This is a genomic window from Idiomarina sp. PL1-037, from assembly GCF_034422975.1.
In the GTDB taxonomy this organism is placed as follows: Bacteria; Pseudomonadota; Gammaproteobacteria; order Enterobacterales; family Alteromonadaceae; genus Idiomarina.
The window spans coordinates 1,412,776-1,432,015 of sequence record NZ_CP139873.1; the positions used below are offsets into that span (position 1 = coordinate 1,412,776).

The following is a 19,240-nucleotide window of genomic DNA, read 5'->3' on the forward strand; positions in this document are numbered from 1 at the left end:
CACTCATGCTAGACGCAAAATACTTCCGAGAGGAATTAGACCAGACCGCAAAAAAGCTAGCAACGCGAGGCTTTGACTTAGACGTTGCCAAATTACAAAAGCTGGAAGAGCAGCGCAAAGAGGTGCAGGTACGCACCGAGCAGTTACAGGCAGAGCGTAACAGCCGCTCGAAAGCCATAGGTAAGGCAAAAGCATCGGGTGAAGACATACAGCCTTTGCTGGACGCGGTAAGCGATTTAGGCGAGCAACTGGATAACGCTAAAGACGAATTGAAAGTTATCCAGCAAGAACTCAACGATATTATTATGGGGGTTCCGAACTTGCCGGCAGACGAAGTCCCGGAAGGTGCGGATGAAGATGAAAACCAGGAAGTTCTGACCTGGGGCAAGCCTAACTCGTTCGACTTTGAAGTGAAAGATCATGTCGATTTAGGCGAAGCATTAGCCAAAGGTATGGACTTTGAAACGGCCGCAAAACTTACTGGAGCACGCTTTGTGGTTATGCGTGGTGGTATCGCCCGCATGCATCGCGCGCTGACCCAGTTTATGCTGGATTTACATACTGACGAGCACGGGTATCTTGAGACCTACGTGCCTTATATGGTGAACCAGGATTCATTGTACGGAACCGGGCAGTTACCTAAGTTCGGTAAAGACTTATTCCATATTGAAGGCGAATCTCAGGATCAAATTCCTATGTCGTTGATTCCAACGGCAGAAGTGCCGTTAACGAATTTATACCGTGATGAAATTGCGGACGAAGAAGAGCTACCGCTTAAGTTTACCGCGCATACGCCGTGTTTTCGAAGTGAAGCCGGTTCTCACGGTCGCGACACTCGTGGGCTTATTCGCCAGCATCAGTTTGATAAAGTGGAACTGGTCTGGTTGGTAAAACCTGAACAGTCGATGGATGCGCTGGAGCAATTAACAGGCCACGCTGAAGCGGTGCTGCAAAAACTTGAGTTGCCGTATCGTAAAGTACTACTTTGTACCGGTGATATGGGCTTTGGGGCAGCTAAAACTTATGATCTGGAAGTCTGGCTGCCGGCGCAGGAAGCGTACCGTGAAATCAGCTCCTGCTCGAACATGCAGGACTTTCAGGCGCGCCGTATGCAGGCTCGTTTCCGTCGTAAGGGCGCAAAGAAACCTGAACTTATGCACACATTAAACGGTTCAGGCCTGGCTGTTGGCCGTGCGCTGGTAGCCGTGCTGGAAAACTATCAGCAGGAAGACGGTTCAATAGTCGTTCCTGAAGCGCTACGCCCTTATATGGGTGGTGTAGAAGTACTTAAGGCTTAAATTAAATACATTTAGCCGGTTTAGGCAGGCCTGCAATTCGTGTGGCCTGCTTTGCCGGGCCTTTGGGAAAGAGTTTATACAGATAACGACTATTGCCTTTATCCTCGCCTAACTGCTTTTTCATGGCTTTAACCAGTACGCGCATTGCCGGGCTGGTATCAAATTCACGATAGAAATCTTGCACAAAAGTCACGACTTCCCAGTGTGCCGGAGTCATTTCAATACTTTCTAACTGCGCAAAGTGAAGCGCCAACTCCTCGCTCCAGTCATCTAGGTTTGCAAGGTAGTTGTGTTTGTCAGTTTCGTATTCTTGACCGTTAAATTCAATCATGCCGTGTTATTACCAGGTTATCTGTTGTTGAAAGCTAAGCACCAGCTCAACCCACTGCTCGTCCGATTTTAACACGACATAGTCAGGCAGTGCAGTATCCAAAGCGTTAGCTTCCTGCTTGCGCGCATAAACCGGTAATTGAACAGGTGGCTCGGGTGGTAGTTGATTGAGTGCTACGCCGGACATTAGCAACGCATCGGTTTCACCCAGCAAGTGGCTATATTGTTCCAGCCAGGGCACTAAAGGCGAATTTCTTAACCAGTGTAAAGTAGAGGTCATGAGAATTGTAATACCTCGTCAAATTGGCTTAGGTGACTCTTTAACTGTTCTGGCGAGACTATAACCGTATCAATGTTTGCGGGCAGGGCACTTGTATCGGTTAACGCTTCTGAGCTCATTACAATGGGTTCAGCATCCAGCAACTCCAGCATGGCGTAACGCTTTGAAGGTTGGTTCAGTAAAGACTTAACGGCTTCACCGGACAATATTAATTGCACCGGATAATCAAAGCTGGCTAATGCTAAAGCGATATCGAGTGCTTCGGTTGCTGAGTCGCCCGCAGCACTGCATTGTAAAATAGCAATTTTTTTCATGGTCATTAAAACTGTAAGGTCCGGTCGCTGGCAGCCATAGCTGTTGCCAGAGCCGTCAGGCCAGAGGCTTCAAAGCTGGGATGGAATTTTTCCATCCCCTTGCGTTCAGCCACGGTATGGCAGACCACCAGAGGTACTTGGTTGTGTTGGCTAAGCTCTTCCCATTGCGTAATCAAGTCTTCATTTTCTGTTGGCGTAGGAAATTCCGCATGATTTACTGACTCTCGATAAAAAAACACACAGGCTATGGTGTGGCCACTTGCGATAGCCGCTTTTGCAAATGCCAGAGCATCCATAGATTGGGCGCGTTCTTTAACTGACTTTTGAAGGATGAGTGTGAGCTTAGCCATAAATTGTCCGTTCATACAAAAACGCCCCGCAATGCGGGGCGCTTATTACGATTTTACGGAAGCGATTAATCGTCGCCACCAAACGCCATTAGCAATTGTAGCAAGCTAAGGAACAAGTTATAAATCGAGACATACAGAGTAACTGTTGCGAGGATGTAGTTACGCTCGCCACCGTTAATGATGTCGCTGGTCTGCCACATAATCAGCATGGCCATCAATGGAATCATGATAGCAGAGATTGCAAGCTGTAATGCTGGCAACTGGAAGAACAGGTTCGCCAGAATTGCTACGAAGACCATGATGATACCAGCAGTAACCAGACCACCCAGCTTAGACATATCTTTTTTCGTGGTTAAGACATAAGCCGAGGTTGCAAAGAAGGTCAGAGCTGTACCGCCGAGCGCAGTAGCAACCATCTCGCCGCCACCAGGCATTGATAATGCCATGTTAAGGATAGGGCCAAGGGTATAACCTAAAAAGCCTGTTAGAGCGAAGGTCAGTACAATGCCCATGCCGCTGTCTTTGGTTTTGTGAATACCAAAAAGCAAGCCAAAGTAAGCAACTAGAGTGATGATTAACCCCGGATAAGGCAAGTTCATCATAGTGCTGATAGTAGCAACAATAGCACTAAAGGCTAATGTCATTGCCAATAAAGTGTAGGTGTTGCGTAATACCTTATTAACGGCCAGCGTCGATTCGTTCTGACCGACATAAGTCTGACTGCGATTGTTCATAGATTTCCCCGTGTTGAACTTACTGTCTGTTAAGACTGTTTTTTATTTAAAAAGTTTCCTCGATACTACAGCATTAATGGGGGCGTTGGGTAGAGGATAAGGTAGTAATTTCTGGTGAATTTTGTTCGGTTTGTTTAATAAACACCCAAACGAACACTTTGTTCAAATTTTTACTTTACAAGCGTAACTTAGGTCTTTAATATTCGCCTCGTTCTCAACAACGCAGTTGCAGAGAACAAAAATACGGAGAGGTGGCAGAGCTCGGTTTAATGCACCTGACTTGAAATCAGGCGTGGGTTCATACCCACCGGGGGTTCGAATCCCTCCCTCTCCGCCAAATTTAGAAAAAAGCCCCGCTCATTAGAGTGGGGCTTTTTTTGTGGTTGCTGCTTTTCAATGGTTGTTGGTATTCTTAACGCTTAAATTAAACGGTCGTTTAAATAGGGAATAGTATGAACTTCCACACAGTAATAGAACAAATCGTCGCGGATAAGAACAATCAATTCATTGAACTACCTTCAGGCTGGGCTCAGGGACGTGCATTTTTCGGCGGCTTCAGTGCAGCACTGTCTGCTCAGTTTTTGTTGAAACAATTTCCGCCTGAATACCATCTTCGTTCCATGAATATCTCTTTTGTTGCACCTGCTGAACCGGGTGAGGCTGAGTTAAGTTACCGAATTTTGCGCGAGGGAAAATCGGTTATTCAGGTTGCTGTCGAATTGCAACAGCAAGGCCAGATTATGTTGTCTTGTCTGGCGAGCCTGGGCAAAGCCCGAAGTTCAACGGTTACAGTGGCAAGTGAAACGCCACCCGATCTTAAAACCATAAAAGACGGACCAAGTTTACCTGAAGCGGATATTGTCCCAGAGTTTGCGAAAAACTTCGATTACCGTATTACGTCAGGTGGTATGCCATTTAGCGGACAACCGGGAAGAACTTTTGGTGGCTGGATACGTTTTCGTGAAGAGCAACAACAGCTGACTACGGCGACGATACTGGCTTTAGTTGACGCCTGGCCACCGGCAGTCTTGCCTCATTTAGACAGCCCTGCGCCGGCCTCCTCTTTAACCTGGACTATTGAGTTTCCTGATATTCCTCTACAAAGTTTCAGTAGCCACGACTGGTTTCAGTACGAAGCTTTTATTGAGCATGCTGAACATGGTTATGGACACAGTCGTGCGGGTCTGTGGAGTGAGCAGGGCGAGTTGTTAGCTATAAGTCGACAGACTTTTACGGTATTTGCGTAGTAATTGTATGAAAACGACACCAGCAATCGTCAGACAACATCTTATCGATACCCAGCCGGTATCGACTTGTTGCTGCTCCAGTTGCCCGAGCGGGCCTTATTGGCGGCATCTGAAACACCTGTTATTGAAGCCTTACCACGAATTATTATTCGTCAAATGCTGTCTTTAAAAGCCTCCGCAACCATTATTGAAAGGGCAGAACAAAAGGCAAAAGCATTAGGAGTAGGCCGCATTGCTTACCTTCCTGCAGAGGAATTAACAGGGTGCGGTGTCAGTCGTTCCAAAGCTTCAGCCATTAACAGTGTTGCTCACTGTCATGAAGCTCAACCTGAGAGAATAGAAGCCTGGTCGCGGATGAGTTCAACTGACCTGATTAAGGATGTGAGTCAGCTTAAAGGTATTGGCCCCTGGACGGCGTCTATTTTAGCGATGTTTCATTTTGCCCACGAAGATCTTTTTCCCATTCAGGACAGCTCGCTGCGTAAGGCCATGAGTCTGCTGAAAGATCAGGATATTCTGATCATTCCCGAAAGGGCTCAGCCTTACCGCAGTTATTTAGCCTGTTACTTGTGGGATATGCTGGATCAGGCACGCTTGTAGCCAGTATAAAAATTCACCTTGAAGCTAGCCTTCAAATGTTATTTTCACGCCTTTGAATTGGCTTTTTCAGAGTTTTTGTAAAGTTCTGTAAAAGCCGCTTGTTATTGTCCTTAAAAGCTCAGAATATTCTATCCGAATTCGGGCAGAGTGGTACGGATTTAGCCTAATCAGGAAGACTAACAAGGTATACAAATAAGGAATGTGAAAATGAACCGTATTATTTTAGCGATCCCCAATCCCATTATTAGTGCTGGCATGGCCGCCGTTCTGCAGCAACACTTCAGTGACCAAATATTAACCGTAACCGGTATTGCCGATTTACGCCGTGCTTGCTACGAGTATGAAGATGCTGTGGTTGTTTTGTGCAGCCAACTTGGCGGTGCTGCAACAGTGGAACACTGGCGTCGCTTGAAGCGTCGTCATTGCGATCTAAAACTTATTGTCTGGGGTAGAAACCAACAAGATGTACTTGATTTTCAGTGCGGTATTAGCGTTGTTGACGGATATTTACTGGACTCGTGCGACAGTACCGATTTGGTTCAGGCTATTCGTTCGCTGAAGCAGGGCAATGTTTTTGTCGCGGCTCCAGTAGCTGCTTACCTTGCACAGAACCCACGCTCGCAGCAGCAAAAAACAATGGTTGATATGCTGAGTGAACGTGAGCTTCAGGTGGCACAAATGCTCAGTCGGGGCATTCGGGTAAGGGAAATATCCCGGCATTTATGCATTAGCAGTAAAACAATAAATACCTTCCGTTATCGGATTTTCTCTAAACTCGGTATCGATGGTGATGTACAATTGTCTCATCTTGCAATTCAGTCAGGTCTTGTTGACCTAATTCAGTTTGAAGGTAGATGACAGAAGGTAATCAACAAAAGCAGTTTGACAGCGACAGTTTTCTCCGTCACCTGACTCATCAGCCCGGCGTTTACCGGATGTACGATGAGTCGGGTGACGTGATTTATGTTGGTAAAGCAAAAGATTTGAGAAAACGTGTGTCCAGTTACTTTCGTGAGAAGGTAGACCGGATGAAAACACAGGTGTTAGTTAAGCAAATTGCGTCTATGGACGTAACCGTTACCAACACCGAAGCTGAAGCGTTAATATTAGAAAACTCTTTTATCAAAAAATATCGGCCGCGTTACAATGTCTTGTTGCGTGACGATAAGTCCTATCCTTATATTATTTTAACTGCTCATCAGCACCCTAAGCTTGGTTTTCACCGGGGCGCTCGACGCGCGAAAGGGGACTATTTTGGTCCCTTTCCTAATGGCTCAGCTGTACGCGAAAGCCTAAACCTGCTGCAAAAGCTGTTTCCAATTCGACAATGCGACGACTCTTATTATCGTGCGCGCACCAGACCTTGTTTGCAGTATCAGTTAAAACGTTGCCTCGCGCCCTGTGTTAATGTTTGCACTGACGATGAATACAATGAACAGGTAGCACTGGCGAAACAGTTTCTGCAGGGCAAGAATCAGCAGGTTATTGACGAGCTAATGAATAAAATGGAGCAGGCGAGTGAAAGCCTGGATTTCGAGCGAGCAGCAAGATTTCGTGACCAGATTGCTGCATTAAGAAAAACGCAGGAGCGCAACTCGGTGACCGGCAGCCAGCAAGAACTGGACGTTATTGGTTTAGCGCGTGGTAATGGAATGACGACAGTGCAAATGCTGTTTATCCGGGATAATCATTTGCAGGGCAGTCGCAGCTATTTTCCTAAGGTGCCGACAGATACCCCTGACGATGAAGTGCTCAGAGCTTTTCTGCTGCAGTTTTATTTATCGGATACTGCCGGACGGAAAATTCCAAGAGAAGTCGTGCTTCCTGTCGATGTAAAGCCGGACAACGTATTAGCGGAGGTCATGAGTGATGCGTTGTCACAACCTGTTAAACTGCAAAGTAAAGTGCGCGGGGATAAGCGTCAGTATCAGTCGCTGGCTCAAAAGAATGCGGTTAATGCGCTAGAGAGTCGCCTGAATCAGCAAAGTACGATGAACCGCCGAACTCAGGCATTACAGCAAGTGCTGGAATTTGGTGTACCCATTCAGCGCATGGAATGTTTTGATATTAGCCACACAATGGGTCAACAAACGGTGGCTTCCTGCGTTGTGTTTGATCAAAACGGACCTAAAAAATCAGATTACCGCCGCTATAATATTACCGGTATAACGCCGGGCGATGACTACGCTGCCATGTCTAAAGCTCTGGCGAAGCGGTACGACAATGCGAAAGAGCAGGGCAACATACCGGATATTCTGTTTATCGACGGTGGTAAAGGCCAGCTAGCCCAGGCGGAGAGCTACTTTAATGACTGGGGAAAAGAAGCGCCGGTATTAATTGGTGTTGCCAAAGGTGAGTCGCGCAAACCGGGCCTGGAAACTTTGATCATGGCGGGGAGCCATGCAACCATTCCGCTGAGTAAAGACGCCAGTGCGCTGCATTTGATTCAGCACATACGTGATGAGTCGCACCGTTTTGCCATAACCGGGCACCGGCAGAAGCGGGCTAAAGTTAAGAAAACCTCGACCTTAGAACAGATTGACGGGGTAGGAGCGAAGCGCAGACAGACCATTTTGAAAAATCTAGGTGGATTACAAGAGGTAAAAAACGCTAGTATTGATAAATTAGCCAGCGTACCTGGCATTAGCCGAGCATTGGCAGAGAAAATCTATTACTCATTTCGTGATGAGTAAAAACAATAAGGAATCAGCGGATAATGAAGTGGAATATCCCTAATATTTTGACCAGCTTCCGGATAGTACTTATTCCGGTATTTCTGGTGGTTTTCTATTTACCAATGGAAGATGCGCGTTTCTGGGCTGCTTTTATCTTTTGGTTAGCGGCAATCACAGATGCTCTGGATGGCTATATAGCACGTCGCTTTAATCAATTTACTAAGTTCGGCGAGTTCCTTGACCCGGTAGCAGATAAAGCGATGGTGGTTGCTGCACTGGTTGTCATTGTCGAAGATTATAATTCAGCCTTTATTACCATTCCGGCGCTGACGATGATTTGCCGCGAGCTTATAGTCAGTGCGCTACGTGAGTGGATGGCTCAAAGCGGCCACAGAGCAAAGGTCGCTGTTTCGAATTTAGGCAAATGGAAAACAGTGGCACAGATGCTGGCCTTAATTGGACTGCTTTGGAATGCAAACGTCTATATTTATTGGTTATCGATGTTCTTATTCTATTCGGCTTTTGTTTTGACTCTGTGGTCCATGTGGGAATATTTACGCGGCGCCAAGAGCGAATTGACCAGAAATTAACTGCTTTGCCGTAAATTTGTGCAAACAGTCATTAAAATGATAAAAAGTCATTGACTGAAACCGATTAAACAGTAGAATGCCACGGCAGATGACGGTGCGGGAATAGCTCAGCTGGTAGAGCACAACCTTGCCAAGGTTGGGGTCGCGAGTTCGAATCTCGTTTCCCGCTCCAAAGTCTGGCGGGTTGGCAGAATGGCTATGCAGCGGATTGCAAATCCGTGGATCTCGGTTCGACTCCGGGACCCGCCTCCATTATTCGAGAACACTTCTATGTAGTGCCCGGGTGGTGGAATTGGTAGACACAAGGGATTTAAAATCCCTCGAAGGTAACTTCGTGCCGGTTCAAGTCCGGCCCCGGGCACCAATTCCGATTATTTCAAAGTCTATTAAATGCCGCGAGCCATTGATTTTACTGGCTTTCAAGGCAAATTCTTATTCCCTATGTCTACATTGCAAATCGATACTAAGTAGTGCTACTTTTGGTGCTACATCAATTCGGTTATGCGGATGTAGCACTAGAGTTCTACCACGATTTTACTGAATCGGAGTCTTGATTTAAAATCGCGGTTAGAGTGCGCTCCCAAGTCCCTGAACCTTTGAATCTTAATAACTGACAGACTTGAGTTCATTCAGCCGAAGGGGAGTCGATACTTTATACGAGCTTTTGAACGCGATACCAGCTGGGGTTTGGCCCCGTTACCATAGACATTTTTGTGCTGTATGATAAGGATTAAGTACAAAAGTGGCCACAAAACTGATTTCTGCCGTTCTTTTTTGCTTGATAAAGTAGTCGGTCCGCAGTTTTGTAAAGTGTATCAAAATCATCGCTGAACGATGTCGCCACGCCAATACTGACCGTAACGTTCAGGCCCTGAATGTCTTCAGAGCTGAAGACCTTAAGAAGTTTCTCAGCAAATTGGCTGGCAGAATCGGTGGCGCTACTAGTCGAAAAGATGGCAAACTCTTCACCGCCTATACGAGCGGTTAAGTCGTTTTCGCGACAGTACTTTTTAAGTAGAGCGCCAACATCGGCTATCACCTTATCGCCGACAAAATGTCCCAGCTGATCATTGATGTGCTTAAAATGATCAATATCAAGCATCATAAAAGAATAGGGTAGGTTATTGCGCTTAGCTTGCTTTATCATAGTGCGAGCGTCCGCGACGAAGGCGCGACGGTTAAGTAATTTGGTGAGTTCATCGGTTTCCGATAACTGCTTAAGTCGCTCAGCTTTATCTTCTAAGTCGTTGCGAAGGTTGATCAGTTCTTGATAAAGATCATCTCTCTTCTGAGCGGATGATATGGCCCAATAAATCGAATCTTTCTCTGCTGAATGCATTACAGCATTAACCAAAACGGGAATTTTATCTCCACTCGGAGTGTTAATGGTTAATTGTATTTCCTTGCAATGCCCTTCATGTAAAAGCAACGGCATGACAAAGCTTTCAACAATAATCTTAGAGGCTGGAGTTAATATGCTTCTTAAGCACGATAGACTTTCTGCTTTTTGCTGACAAAGCCCGTAAAAGTCCTTATTGCCATGCAGTACGTTATGGTCTTCAGCTGTGGTGACGACCAGTCCGATTGGAAAGTTATCCAGTTGTACTTTAGTCATTTGTCTTTACTCGCTGGCGTATGTCACTTCTAAAAAACGTTTGATGTGCAGAGCAACGTCTTGAGGATGAGTCATATGTAAACAGTGGCCTTTTCCTTTTATGACCTGTAACTCACTGCCAGGTGTATGTTTTTCCATGTACTGACCCACAGATAACGAAGCTAAGGCATCGTTATCACTTTGTAATAGCAATACCGGATGCGTATTTTCGGGAAGTATCATTCGATGGTCAGAAAAGAAAGTAGCCTTGGCAAAATTCTTAGCTGAAATTGGGTTGGTCGTGCAAAAACTCTCCGTCAGCTCATTTGTCACGGGGTGGCGCTCAGTGATTCCTGTTACCAAAGGGGCCAGGTACTCCGCCCAGCCAATATAATTTTTATCCATTAACTCGATGAGTTCGCTTAAGTCATGCTTTTCAAAGCCACCTTGGTAACTCTGGTCAATATTCAAAAAACAAGGGGAGGGGCAAATCATAATCAGGGCGTTGATTCTGTCAGGAATGGCTCGTGTAGCAAGTAGACCTATCGTACTGCTGACGGAGTGACCTATAAAAGATACATTCTGTAGGTCGAGTACCTTGCATATATCGACAATGTCCTGAGCATAACCTTCTAGGGAGCTGTATTTAGAGGTTGAATACTCCGCCATACTCGCTGCCCCAGAGCCGACGTAATCAAAAAGCACTAATTTGTAGTCATCGGGCAGCTCTGGTATGAGAAAACGCCACATTGTTTGATTGCAACCAAAGCCATGAGCCATCATTATGACTTTGTCGCCAGATCCAATTATGTTGACGTTATTCCGGTCAATAATATGCTCGGGGGTAAGCATGCAAATTCCTTTGTAGTGATCCAGTACTATAAATATGCCGACTGACCCGAGAGTATACAAGAAGGGAACACTACTTACTAATAAAGCCAGGTGAATCTATTCAGGATTTATAGCCCTTTACTAGTTGATCGAGCTGAGTAGCTAGCTTGTTGAGCTTATTGGTCTCCTCACTGGCACTCCGAGCTCCTTGCTCCGTATTTTCTGTAATCTCCGAGATATGTAGAATATTTTTATTAATTGTTTCAGAAACACTGGTTTGCTCCTCGGCCGCACTCGCAATTTGGGCGTTCATACTATTTATTGTATTAACATCATGCTCAATGCTAGCCAAAGCAGCATCCACTAAGCGTGCTTCATCGACCGTAGCTCCACTTCGCTCACTTATAGTATTAATCATTTTTACTGCCTTGGTAGCTCTTTGCTGTAAGCTCTCGACCATTGATCTAATTTCCTCTGTGCTTTTTTGAGTTCTACTCGCCAGCGTGCGAACTTCATCGGCTACAACAGCAAAGCCGCGGCCAGCGTCGCCCGCGCGAGCTGCTTCTATAGCTGCATTCAAAGCGAGTAAATTTGTCTGCTCAGAGATACCGCGGATTACATCTAAAACACTTCCAATATTCTCAGAGTCCCCACTCAACTCTTCTACAACGATGACCCCCTCACTGACTTGTTCAGAGAGACTTCCAATCACTTCTATCGCTTTGCCAAGCACGCTCTTGGAGTTAGTAACTTGTTTTTCAGCTTGGCTGGCGGCATCGGATGCTGCGCTAGCACTCGACGAGACTTCCTGTGCAGTTGCAGTCATTTCGTTCATAGCAGTTGCAACTTGATTTGTTTCAACTTGTTGCCTATCAACACCTTCTCTAGTTTCTTGCATGGTATCGTTAAGCGAAAGCACTGATTGACTTATAGTTAAAGATGATGCTCGCACTCGAGCTACTAAATCACGAACTTGATCAGCAAAAGTATTAAAAGCACTAGCTAGTCGAGCAAGTTCGTCGTCGCCTTTTACCTCTAGTCGCCGAGTTAAGTCACCGTCTCCATTTGCAATGTTATTCATTGCAGAAATTGTAGATTTCAATGGAGAAACTACACTTCTGATAATAATTAGAAACAGGAAAGCCATAGGTATCAAGGCAATTAATACCGCTGTTATTACACGCCAAAATGTTTCCCATACCTGCTCAGAAACATGATTCATGTAAACCCCAGTCCCAATGATCCATCCCCAAGGTTCAAATGTTATAACTCGCGACATTTTAGAAGCTATTTCAGTGCTGTTGGGGAGTTCCCAAACGTAGTTAACAGTAGCACGCTCACTATTTTTAGTACGTTCTATCATTTCTTGAAAAAGGGGGGTTCCCTCGGGATCTTTAAAATCGTAAAAATTAACTTTAGACCAGTCCTCTTTAGGCAGGGATGGATCCATTATCAAGGTTCCACGCCTATCATATATAAAAACATACTCATCCCCCTCATAATTAACCTTCAGGATCTGATTGGTAGCGTATTCCTTCGCTTCGACCTCGCTAAGTTGACCGCTTTCATATTTATCGTAAGCATCGTTTATAAGGGCTGTAGCGACATCGTTAATGGCATCTAGCTTCTTTACTTCTCCATTGATGAGTTCGCCTCGCATGTTCACCAACATAAAAATAAACATAGCGACAACGCCCAATAGAGCTGTAGCACTCATAAACCAAAGTCTTAAACTTATATTTGTATTAGTGATCAGTTTCATTGGGTAAATCCTATGGAGCGGAGTAAATCGCGTGTTAATTTTATGTTAACTAGCAAACTTGAGATTGCAAGCTTTTTTGAGCCGTTTTGAGCTATGGCTGCTCAGGTTTTAGGAATCGCCGATATATTTTAATATCAAGCGCTTTCATAATTTGAGCGGGAAACGTAAAGTAGTAATAATGTCGAAAAATCCAATGCGCTTTTATGTACAAAGTTAACAGTGCAGCAGATGGGGAATACTATGTTTAGGATAATGATACTATTTGTTGCGTTTAGCGCATTTCTTTCCTTTTCGGTGATAGCGGAAAAGGTTTACCCCATAATCTTAATTCACGGTTTTCAATCGCACCAACTGCAGTCTCAGCCCAATGCAAAACAAGTGGAGCTCGATGGTGCAGCTTATTGGAGTGGTGTCTGGAAGGAAAAGGCAGCAGCTCGCATTGATTGGCCATCTCACCAGCGCGTACAAGGTAAAATATCTACTGATTATGTTTGGCCTAAGCTTAGAAAGTTTTCGCGGGAAGGTCTATGTGACGCTGGTTGCATTTTGGTCACGCATTCAACCGGAGATTTAATTGCACGCTATATTCTTGAAAATCAGCGCAACTGGCTGAAAAATGCGGGTATGACGCCCCTTAACATTGTGGCTACGGTAGATTTTGCTGGAGCTGGCGGAGGTACGGAATTGGCTGATATTGCAATTAATGTCGCCAATGGAGGAGGACTGACAAACGAAGCCATGCGTTATGCGATGTCCCTATGGCTGGGAATGCCCCCCTCTGAAAAAACATTAGGGGTGCTGAACGACTTGCGCGTGGCAAATGCTCGTCAGTTAGCACCTCTGCCAGAAGCACGCGTTCCGCGGTTGCGCTTTGTCGGTGATGCCAACGATTTTTGGAATGCTACAGCAATGTTTTTGCCGGGGCATGATGATGGTGTAGTTGCTGCTCATTCGGCTTGTGGAGCGCTTAATGCTGGTAACTTCAGTAGTTGTTCGACAGCGATGGAATTTAGTGGCCGTAAAGCACCAGTTTCCCAAGGAGTTGCTCACTTCATGGCTTATCATTACCCAGTAGCTATGGGGGCAGAATACAGTCATAGCGCAACTATTAATCGGCAATTTAAAGGGGCGTTAGGTTCAGTTCAGCGTTCTCAAATGTTTAAAAATGGTTACCTTCTCAAGATTGTTACAGATAAAGAATCAAACTGGTTAGGGCAGGAGTATGAGTACATGAGAGGGTCGCAACGAGCCAGTATGTCCATGGTTGCATTAGAGTTGTTACGATAACCAATTAGGTATCTCATGAAAAAAATCTTATGGATGACGTTGGCCGGGGCTGCAAGTCTCGCAGCGCTGGTATTGTGGTTTATTATTCAATTAAATCCGTTGTCCGGTTTGGAAAAAAGCTTACCCAAAAACGATACTCATCACTTGGACGGTAAGAAGGCATCGCAGCATAAGGGGGCGTCCTACAGTGCTGGTCATAATAATAAGCGCGATGCAGCGGAGCCAAGAGGGGGGCAGGCAGTTCATAACGCTTTGACCATACAGCGAAAGTTGTTAAGTCATCCCTCTTACTCTCAGCCCTATGGTTATGTTGGTGCTTCGTTCGAACAATGGAACAGTCCACACCCCGTAGACATCCCAATATTAGACGGCGAGGAGCATTTATCTCTACGATTAAGTCACTTTCATTATGTTTACCCAGATGCTATTAAAGGTAAAGTAGATGCGAGCGTCGGTGTCGGCAATGTCAGGCTTGAATTAATTGATGTTAGAACCGGAACAACACTGCATATACAACAAAGTAAAAGCGAGTTTTTAATACCTTTGGAATTGAACTGGCCCCGTCAATTGAGAATAAAAGCAACAGTAGAATTTGATGGAGGCAGCGAAGAGCTGAGCACTGATTTAAATGCTCATTACTCTGTCGCGACAATTAAGGCGATTAATCACGCTCGTATCAACCAACAAGATCTTGTTAGTGAAGTGACCCTGCATACTGAGAAACCGGGTATTTATCGGTTAAGAGGCATTCTTGAAGAAGAAAAAGGAACGCGACTTGCAATTGTTACTGCAACTGAGTTTTTGGGGGCTGGCTCTCAGACTCTTATGATTAAGATACATCACAGCGTATTGCCCAATAAAACCGTAGAGTTAGCCTTGACCAACCTAGTTATTGAGAAGATGTCATCGCGCCCTGGTGAAGCCAAAAGATATGGGCGCAGCGAGAGAATACGTTGGCCTATTGGTAAAGTTAACCAAGATAGGCTGGATCAAACGCCATACTCACCAAGTCAACAAGAGCGGCAACAGCTCGAACTTTTAAAAAAGTTGTAATAACTGTGCGTTCATATTAGTCCCGTTTTGGGGCGAAGTCTGACCTATTGTTCGTTCGTATTGGTCGACAGCGCGGTAAGCCCAATAAAAGATCGCTGATTCAGATGCGAGCCAGCGCACAGCATTCATCGGCAGGGCTAGGTTTACTATACCAAAAGCCTTGTATCTCATTACAACCAATTCGACGTAGATATTCGCAACTTTCTTTGTTTTCAACGCCCTCTGCAACAACTCGGTAGCCTAACTGTTGCGCCATACTCACCATAGCGTTCACGATTGCCTGATTTCGAGGCTTTTGATCAAGGTTAAAAACAAAAGCTGTGTCAATTTTAACCACATGTGCCGGAACTTCTTGTAAGTAGGTCAATGTGTTGTAGCCGGTACCAAAGTCGTCAATAGCAATTGATACACCTGCTTCAGCAAGCGTTTTTAATTGCTTCATTGCTTGTTTACTGTGGCTTACAATGGCGCTTTCGGTAAGTTCAAGCTCGAACCAGCGAGTGTCAATATCAGCTGCTTTCAGAGCCGATAATATGCGTTTTGCAAAGCCGGCTTCATCCAGATTATTACCAGAAATATTCATCGCTATTTGCAGTGAACAACCTTGCTGGTGCCACAGATTGATTTGCTCGATACAGCGCTGCAATACCCAGTGGGTCATTTCCCGTACTAATGACGTACTCTCTACCAGAGGAACAAACTCGGCTGGAGAAATCGTGCCCAGGGTAGGATGTTGCCAGCGTATCAGTGCTTCTACCGAGTGACATTTATTGTCGCTGAGAGTTAATCTGGGTTGAAAATACAGGAACAACTGTTCATTACTCTCCAGTGCCTGACGAAAGTCGTGCAAAATAGTAAAGCGCCGACGATGCTCTGCATCCATTTGCTGAGAGTACAGAACTACGTCCTCACCGGCCAGGCGCGCGTCCTGACTGGCGCTGTGTACTGTGCGAATTATGTCCGCGCCAAAGGCATCGCTAATTTCGAATGGCGCAATTCCAATGACTGGAGTGTGTAATAAAGGAGAAGACTCATCCAACACCACGTCGTTAACTAATTGCCACAAAGCTCTGGCTGTTTTATTAATGTCTTCGTCATTGTCGTCGACTAAGTACAAATATTCACAGCCACCGATGTAATAAAGGCGATCGCGGTTCTGCAGCTGTTGTTTCAGGTAGTCGGCAATGTCGTGCGCTAGGTTATCGAGGCTTGGCAACCCAACTACTCGCTGTAGTGAACGGAGCTGGTTTTCGTCAAATAGATCCACATGCAAGGCATAGCGGAGCCCGCTTTGCTCTGTTTTTAAATCTTCAATGTCTTCGACAAATTGATTGCGGTTAGGCAGTCCTGTTACGGGGTCTATTCGTCCGAAGGCGTGTTGCAGCTCTATCTGGTCCATCACCATAGCAGCCATGTCCTGAAGCAGGGCACGCTCGTCGTCGGTTATTAGGCGGGGTTCGTTACCAAGTACACACATAGACCCTAGTGTATAACCGTCACGGGTCGTAAGCGGGGCTCCGGCATAAAAGCGCACACCCGATTCCGCCAGTACGCTGTTTTGATATAGTGGAGAGTTCTGCAAGTCGGGCACGACTAAAAAGCCTGATGTATCAGCAACCTCACCACAACAGGCTTTAAAACGAGGGATTTCTGTATGTTCAACACCAACGCGAGATTTAAACCACTGTCGGTCTTTATCTGTTAAGGAGACTGCTGCGATAGGTAAACCGAAAAGTTTACTTGCCATACGGGTTATACGGTCAAAACTTTCGCTTGGCGATGTGTCCAATAAATTTAGCTGGCGAAGCGCGGCCAAACGCTTTCTTTCATAGTCGTGTAGCATTCAGTGCCCTCAATAGACTGAATACTAATTTTACATGGCTTAATTTGAATAAAAAATCAAAAACTTTAAAAATAGCCGAGGCGATCACTTAAAAGTTTGATATTAAAGGTTTTTTATTTCTCACGACATGAGTCCACTTATTTAAAAAGCTGGTTTTTAGTGTTAACCAACTGACTTAGAATTTCGCAAAGTAAGGACGGTTAGCGGCACAATAATCAACACCGAGCCAACATAAAAACGGACATCTGGCGTTTCGGTAAAAAATAGCATTCCTAAAACTACCGCGCCGATAAGGCCCGTGTATTCTGCGCTGGTAATTTTATTACTTTCGGCCGCCCGATAAGCAAAAACACATGTACCAGCATAAATCATAGAAAATAGGCTAGAGCCTACAGCTATTAATAATGTGTCTAAATTAAAACTGGCACCTTCAAACCAGGTCAGGCAGGCAGCAACGGGAATACCTAATAAGTTAGTCAAATATAGCGTGTCTATTATGCCATGCTCTGATGGCAGCTTCTTTATTAATAGATTGTTCAAAGCTAGTGTTGTAGCCACAACCAGAGCAGCCAGCGCAAAAATATTTGCAGATGCTGGGTTAATAATAACCAACACGCCAGTCATACCTAACACGGCTGTGACCAATGACAAGCGTGTAACTCGCTCTTTAAATAATAGCCGCGCCAGCACTACCGTAATAATAGGCGCAGCGTAGAAAATAGCATTGGCTGTTGCTAACGGAAGGGTGGTAAGTGATACCACCATAAAGACAGTACCAAGTAAAAAAATATGCGCCCTTGTGGCGTGCCAGCGAAGTCTTCTCGGCAATAAAGGCCGTTTAAAAAATACGATAAAAGGCAGTAAAATGAGTGCCGCACTAACTTGCCGATAGAAAACAAACTGAAAGGGGGCATCAAAACCATCCAGTAATTTTATTAATGAATCTGAGAAAATGACAATATTGTTTCCGACAACCAGCAGGAAAACAGCCATGATTAACGAACGATTCATACTCTTATAGCCCCTTGGGGAACGACATGATGACGACTTGGGCGCATTTTACGGAAGGTTTGATATAAAATATAATGATATTAAATAATCATAAGATGAGATTTTTAGATAATGAGCTTGCCGTTCAGAGCGATACAGTATTTTGTCGAAGTGGCTCGCTGTGAGAGTTTCTCTCAAGCGGCTAAGCGTTTGCATGTATCGCAAAGTGCTGTCAGCCACCAAGTAGCACTGCTGGAAGAGTCTCTGGGGGCTCAATTGTTTATTCGACGGGGCAGACAGACGATGTTGAGCGCGCTGGGAGAAAGCTACTTTAACGAGGTAGCCGGAGCTATCAGTACGATTGAAGAGGCTACGGTTAACTTTAAACAAAATGACTCCCGTCAGGTAAGCTTGGCTGTGCATGGCTCATTGGCGGTTAAGTGGTTAATTCCTGCGCTAGATGAGTTTCGCCAACGTTACCCCAATATTGAACTGACTCTACAAATGTTAACGCAGGATGGTAATTTTGATATCCGCTGGGCAGACTGTTTCATTACAACAAAGCCACCGGCTACAGGTTATCAGCGTTATCATTTATACGATGAAACCCTCAAGCCTTATTGCTCAAAAGCACTTTTTTCAGAAGTTAACCGGCTAAAAAGTGCCGATGAGCTGATAAAGTACCCGTTATTGTCGGCAATTAGTGCCTTTGCAAGTGGGAAACCGGGTACCGATTGGCAGCGTTGGTTTGAAAAAGCCAATTTACAGCTCCCTGCAACAGCGAAAGTCCACCATTTTAGCCACTTGTTACTGGCGGCCGAAGCAGCGAAATACGGCCAGGGTATAGCACTGCTTAACGAGTTTATGACAACGGAGCAAGAGCGTGCTGAAAGCTTATTTGAATTACCTTTTCATAGTATTAAAACCGACGATAGCTTTTATTTTGTGTACCCCTCAACGACTGCAAAAAGCCCGGGAGTAGAGGCACTGGGCGATTGGCTGGTGAATCTTTGCCGCGATCGTTCGGGAAGGCCTGCTCTTAGCTGACGCAAAGACGGTGTTTTGGGCTCGAATGACATTACTGAAAGGGTAAAGAAGCCGTTTAAGGCTTCTTCTGCCACTCCCCATCTACTTTAACATAAAGGCCTGACTCAGTCAGTTCAATGGCACGCTTGCCGGCTAATAGCTCGACATCCGCGACAGCAATGTCATTTTCGTTGGCTATTCGTGTATATTCGTTACGACGGGCCTCATTAATTTTTTTCACGATCTGTTCGGCAGTGTCTGTAGATTTGACCACCCCAAGGTAACCGTCGGGTCTCTCACCCACCAGACCTTTTTCTTTGGCTTCACTTAATTGCGTTTTTGCCTGTTGCAAGTCTAATTGCTGAGCTTGTGCCAGCGGGCTTGATAAGCCAATAAAAACAACTAAAACTGCGGTTAGTAAATATTTCATCATTGC

The 19,240-nt window shown here is 45.3% G+C and carries 20 protein-coding genes and 4 tRNA genes; 13 read left to right on the forward strand and 11 right to left on the reverse strand.

Features of this window, described 5'->3' with window-relative positions:
* Positions 1 to 5: 5 nt before the first annotated feature.
* Positions 6 to 1,298 (forward strand): serine--tRNA ligase, encoded by a 1,293-nt coding sequence (gene serS / locus U0358_RS06590; RefSeq protein WP_322405720.1) that lies wholly within the window; start codon positions 6 to 8, stop codon positions 1,296 to 1,298.
* Position 1,299: 1 nt separating this feature from the next.
* Here the strand turns inward: serS and U0358_RS06595 are convergent, their stop codons facing one another.
* Genes U0358_RS06595 through U0358_RS06615 form a run of 5 tightly spaced genes read right to left on the reverse strand, consistent with a single transcriptional unit; the run spans position 1,300 to position 3,306 of the window.
* Positions 1,300 to 1,629, reverse strand: coding sequence for a TusE/DsrC/DsvC family sulfur relay protein (locus U0358_RS06595; protein ID WP_317496832.1), 330 nt, complete (start codon positions 1,627 to 1,629; stop codon positions 1,300 to 1,302).
* Between the two features lie 9 nt (positions 1,630 to 1,638).
* Complete coding sequence (locus tag U0358_RS06600; protein WP_322405721.1) at positions 1,639 to 1,908, reverse strand: hypothetical protein; 270 nt, start codon at positions 1,906 to 1,908, stop codon at positions 1,639 to 1,641.
* The gene (locus U0358_RS06605) at positions 1,905 to 2,228 is read right to left on the reverse strand and encodes a DsrE family protein (RefSeq protein WP_317496834.1); all 324 of its coding nucleotides are present in this window, start codon (positions 2,226 to 2,228) and stop codon (positions 1,905 to 1,907) included. Before U0358_RS06605 ends, U0358_RS06600 begins: the two co-directional genes overlap by 4 nt.
* Positions 2,228 to 2,587: a sulfurtransferase complex subunit TusD gene (gene tusD / locus U0358_RS06610; RefSeq protein ID WP_322405722.1), complete on the reverse strand. Its 360-nt coding sequence runs from the start codon at positions 2,585 to 2,587 to the stop codon at positions 2,228 to 2,230. The genes U0358_RS06605 and tusD overlap by 1 nt, the downstream gene beginning before the upstream one ends.
* A gap of 50 nt (positions 2,588 to 2,637) precedes the next feature.
* A complete protein-coding gene (locus U0358_RS06615; protein ID WP_322405723.1) occupies positions 2,638 to 3,306 on the reverse strand; it encodes a Bax inhibitor-1/YccA family protein in 669 nt (222 codons plus the stop codon).
* Positions 3,307 to 3,551: 245 nt separating this feature from the next.
* Between U0358_RS06615 and U0358_RS06620 the strand changes: the two genes are divergently transcribed.
* The 9 genes from U0358_RS06620 (at position 3,552) to U0358_RS06660 (ending at position 8,782) form a co-directional block, all read left to right on the forward strand.
* Positions 3,552 to 3,643 (forward strand) — tRNA-Ser (locus U0358_RS06620).
* A gap of 115 nt (positions 3,644 to 3,758) precedes the next feature.
* On the forward strand, positions 3,759 to 4,553 hold the full coding sequence (locus U0358_RS06625) for a thioesterase family protein (RefSeq protein WP_322405724.1): 795 nt from the start codon (positions 3,759 to 3,761) through the stop codon (positions 4,551 to 4,553).
* Between the two features lie 3 nt (positions 4,554 to 4,556).
* Positions 4,557 to 5,153, forward strand: a complete 597-nt coding sequence (locus U0358_RS06630) for a DNA-3-methyladenine glycosylase family protein (RefSeq protein ID WP_322405725.1) — start codon at positions 4,557 to 4,559, stop codon at positions 5,151 to 5,153.
* Positions 5,154 to 5,360: 207 nt separating this feature from the next.
* Complete coding sequence (locus U0358_RS06635) at positions 5,361 to 6,011, forward strand: LuxR C-terminal-related transcriptional regulator (RefSeq protein WP_317496839.1); 651 nt, start codon at positions 5,361 to 5,363, stop codon at positions 6,009 to 6,011.
* Positions 6,008 to 7,846: an excinuclease ABC subunit UvrC gene (gene uvrC, locus U0358_RS06640; protein WP_322405726.1), complete on the forward strand. Its 1,839-nt coding sequence runs from the start codon at positions 6,008 to 6,010 to the stop codon at positions 7,844 to 7,846. The genes U0358_RS06635 and uvrC overlap by 4 nt, the downstream gene beginning before the upstream one ends.
* Before the next feature lie 23 nt (positions 7,847 to 7,869).
* Positions 7,870 to 8,418 (forward strand): CDP-diacylglycerol--glycerol-3-phosphate 3-phosphatidyltransferase, encoded by a 549-nt coding sequence (gene pgsA / locus U0358_RS06645; protein WP_322405727.1) that lies wholly within the window; start codon positions 7,870 to 7,872, stop codon positions 8,416 to 8,418.
* A gap of 96 nt (positions 8,419 to 8,514) precedes the next feature.
* Positions 8,515 to 8,590 (forward strand) — tRNA-Gly (locus tag U0358_RS06650).
* 6 nt (positions 8,591 to 8,596) lie between these two features.
* Positions 8,597 to 8,670 (forward strand) — tRNA-Cys (locus tag U0358_RS06655).
* A 25-nt stretch (positions 8,671 to 8,695) separates the two neighbouring features.
* Positions 8,696 to 8,782: transfer RNA gene (locus U0358_RS06660), tRNA-Leu, on the forward strand.
* Between the two features lie 366 nt (positions 8,783 to 9,148).
* Here U0358_RS06660 and U0358_RS06665 read toward each other — a convergent pair.
* From U0358_RS06665 to U0358_RS06675, 3 genes are all read right to left on the reverse strand, one after another.
* Positions 9,149 to 10,033, reverse strand: coding sequence for a GGDEF domain-containing protein (locus tag U0358_RS06665; RefSeq protein ID WP_322405728.1), 885 nt, complete (start codon positions 10,031 to 10,033; stop codon positions 9,149 to 9,151).
* Between the two features lie 6 nt (positions 10,034 to 10,039).
* Complete coding sequence (locus U0358_RS06670; RefSeq protein WP_322405729.1) at positions 10,040 to 10,864, reverse strand: alpha/beta fold hydrolase; 825 nt, start codon at positions 10,862 to 10,864, stop codon at positions 10,040 to 10,042.
* Between the two features lie 100 nt (positions 10,865 to 10,964).
* A complete protein-coding gene (locus U0358_RS06675; RefSeq protein WP_322405730.1) occupies positions 10,965 to 12,605 on the reverse strand; it encodes a methyl-accepting chemotaxis protein in 1,641 nt (546 codons plus the stop codon).
* A gap of 240 nt (positions 12,606 to 12,845) precedes the next feature.
* Between U0358_RS06675 and U0358_RS06680 the strand changes: the two genes are divergently transcribed.
* Together U0358_RS06680 and U0358_RS06685 are read left to right on the forward strand one after the other, a co-directional pair.
* On the forward strand, positions 12,846 to 13,892 hold the full coding sequence (locus U0358_RS06680; protein ID WP_322405731.1) for a hypothetical protein: 1,047 nt from the start codon (positions 12,846 to 12,848) through the stop codon (positions 13,890 to 13,892).
* A 15-nt stretch (positions 13,893 to 13,907) separates the two neighbouring features.
* Entirely contained in the window at positions 13,908 to 14,945 is a 1,038-nt protein-coding gene (locus U0358_RS06685) for a hypothetical protein (protein WP_322405732.1), read from the forward strand.
* A gap of 100 nt (positions 14,946 to 15,045) precedes the next feature.
* Here U0358_RS06685 and U0358_RS06690 read toward each other — a convergent pair whose 3' ends face one another.
* Together U0358_RS06690 and U0358_RS06695 are read right to left on the reverse strand one after the other, a co-directional pair.
* Complete coding sequence (locus tag U0358_RS06690; protein ID WP_322405733.1) at positions 15,046 to 16,788, reverse strand: sensor domain-containing phosphodiesterase; 1,743 nt, start codon at positions 16,786 to 16,788, stop codon at positions 15,046 to 15,048.
* 162 nt (positions 16,789 to 16,950) lie between these two features.
* Positions 16,951 to 17,799 carry a DMT family transporter gene (locus U0358_RS06695; RefSeq protein WP_322405734.1) on the reverse strand — a complete coding sequence of 283 codons (849 nt, stop codon included), beginning with the start codon at positions 17,797 to 17,799 and terminating at the stop codon, positions 16,951 to 16,953.
* 111 nt (positions 17,800 to 17,910) lie between these two features.
* On the opposite strand from U0358_RS06695, the gene U0358_RS06700 reads away from it, so the two are divergent.
* Complete coding sequence (locus tag U0358_RS06700; RefSeq protein ID WP_317496892.1) at positions 17,911 to 18,825, forward strand: LysR substrate-binding domain-containing protein; 915 nt, start codon at positions 17,911 to 17,913, stop codon at positions 18,823 to 18,825.
* 55 nt (positions 18,826 to 18,880) lie between these two features.
* Here the strand turns inward: U0358_RS06700 and U0358_RS06705 are convergent, their stop codons facing one another.
* Complete coding sequence (locus U0358_RS06705; RefSeq protein ID WP_317496893.1) at positions 18,881 to 19,237, reverse strand: YdbL family probable chaperone protein; 357 nt, start codon at positions 19,235 to 19,237, stop codon at positions 18,881 to 18,883.
* Positions 19,238 to 19,240: the final 3 nt, after the last annotated feature.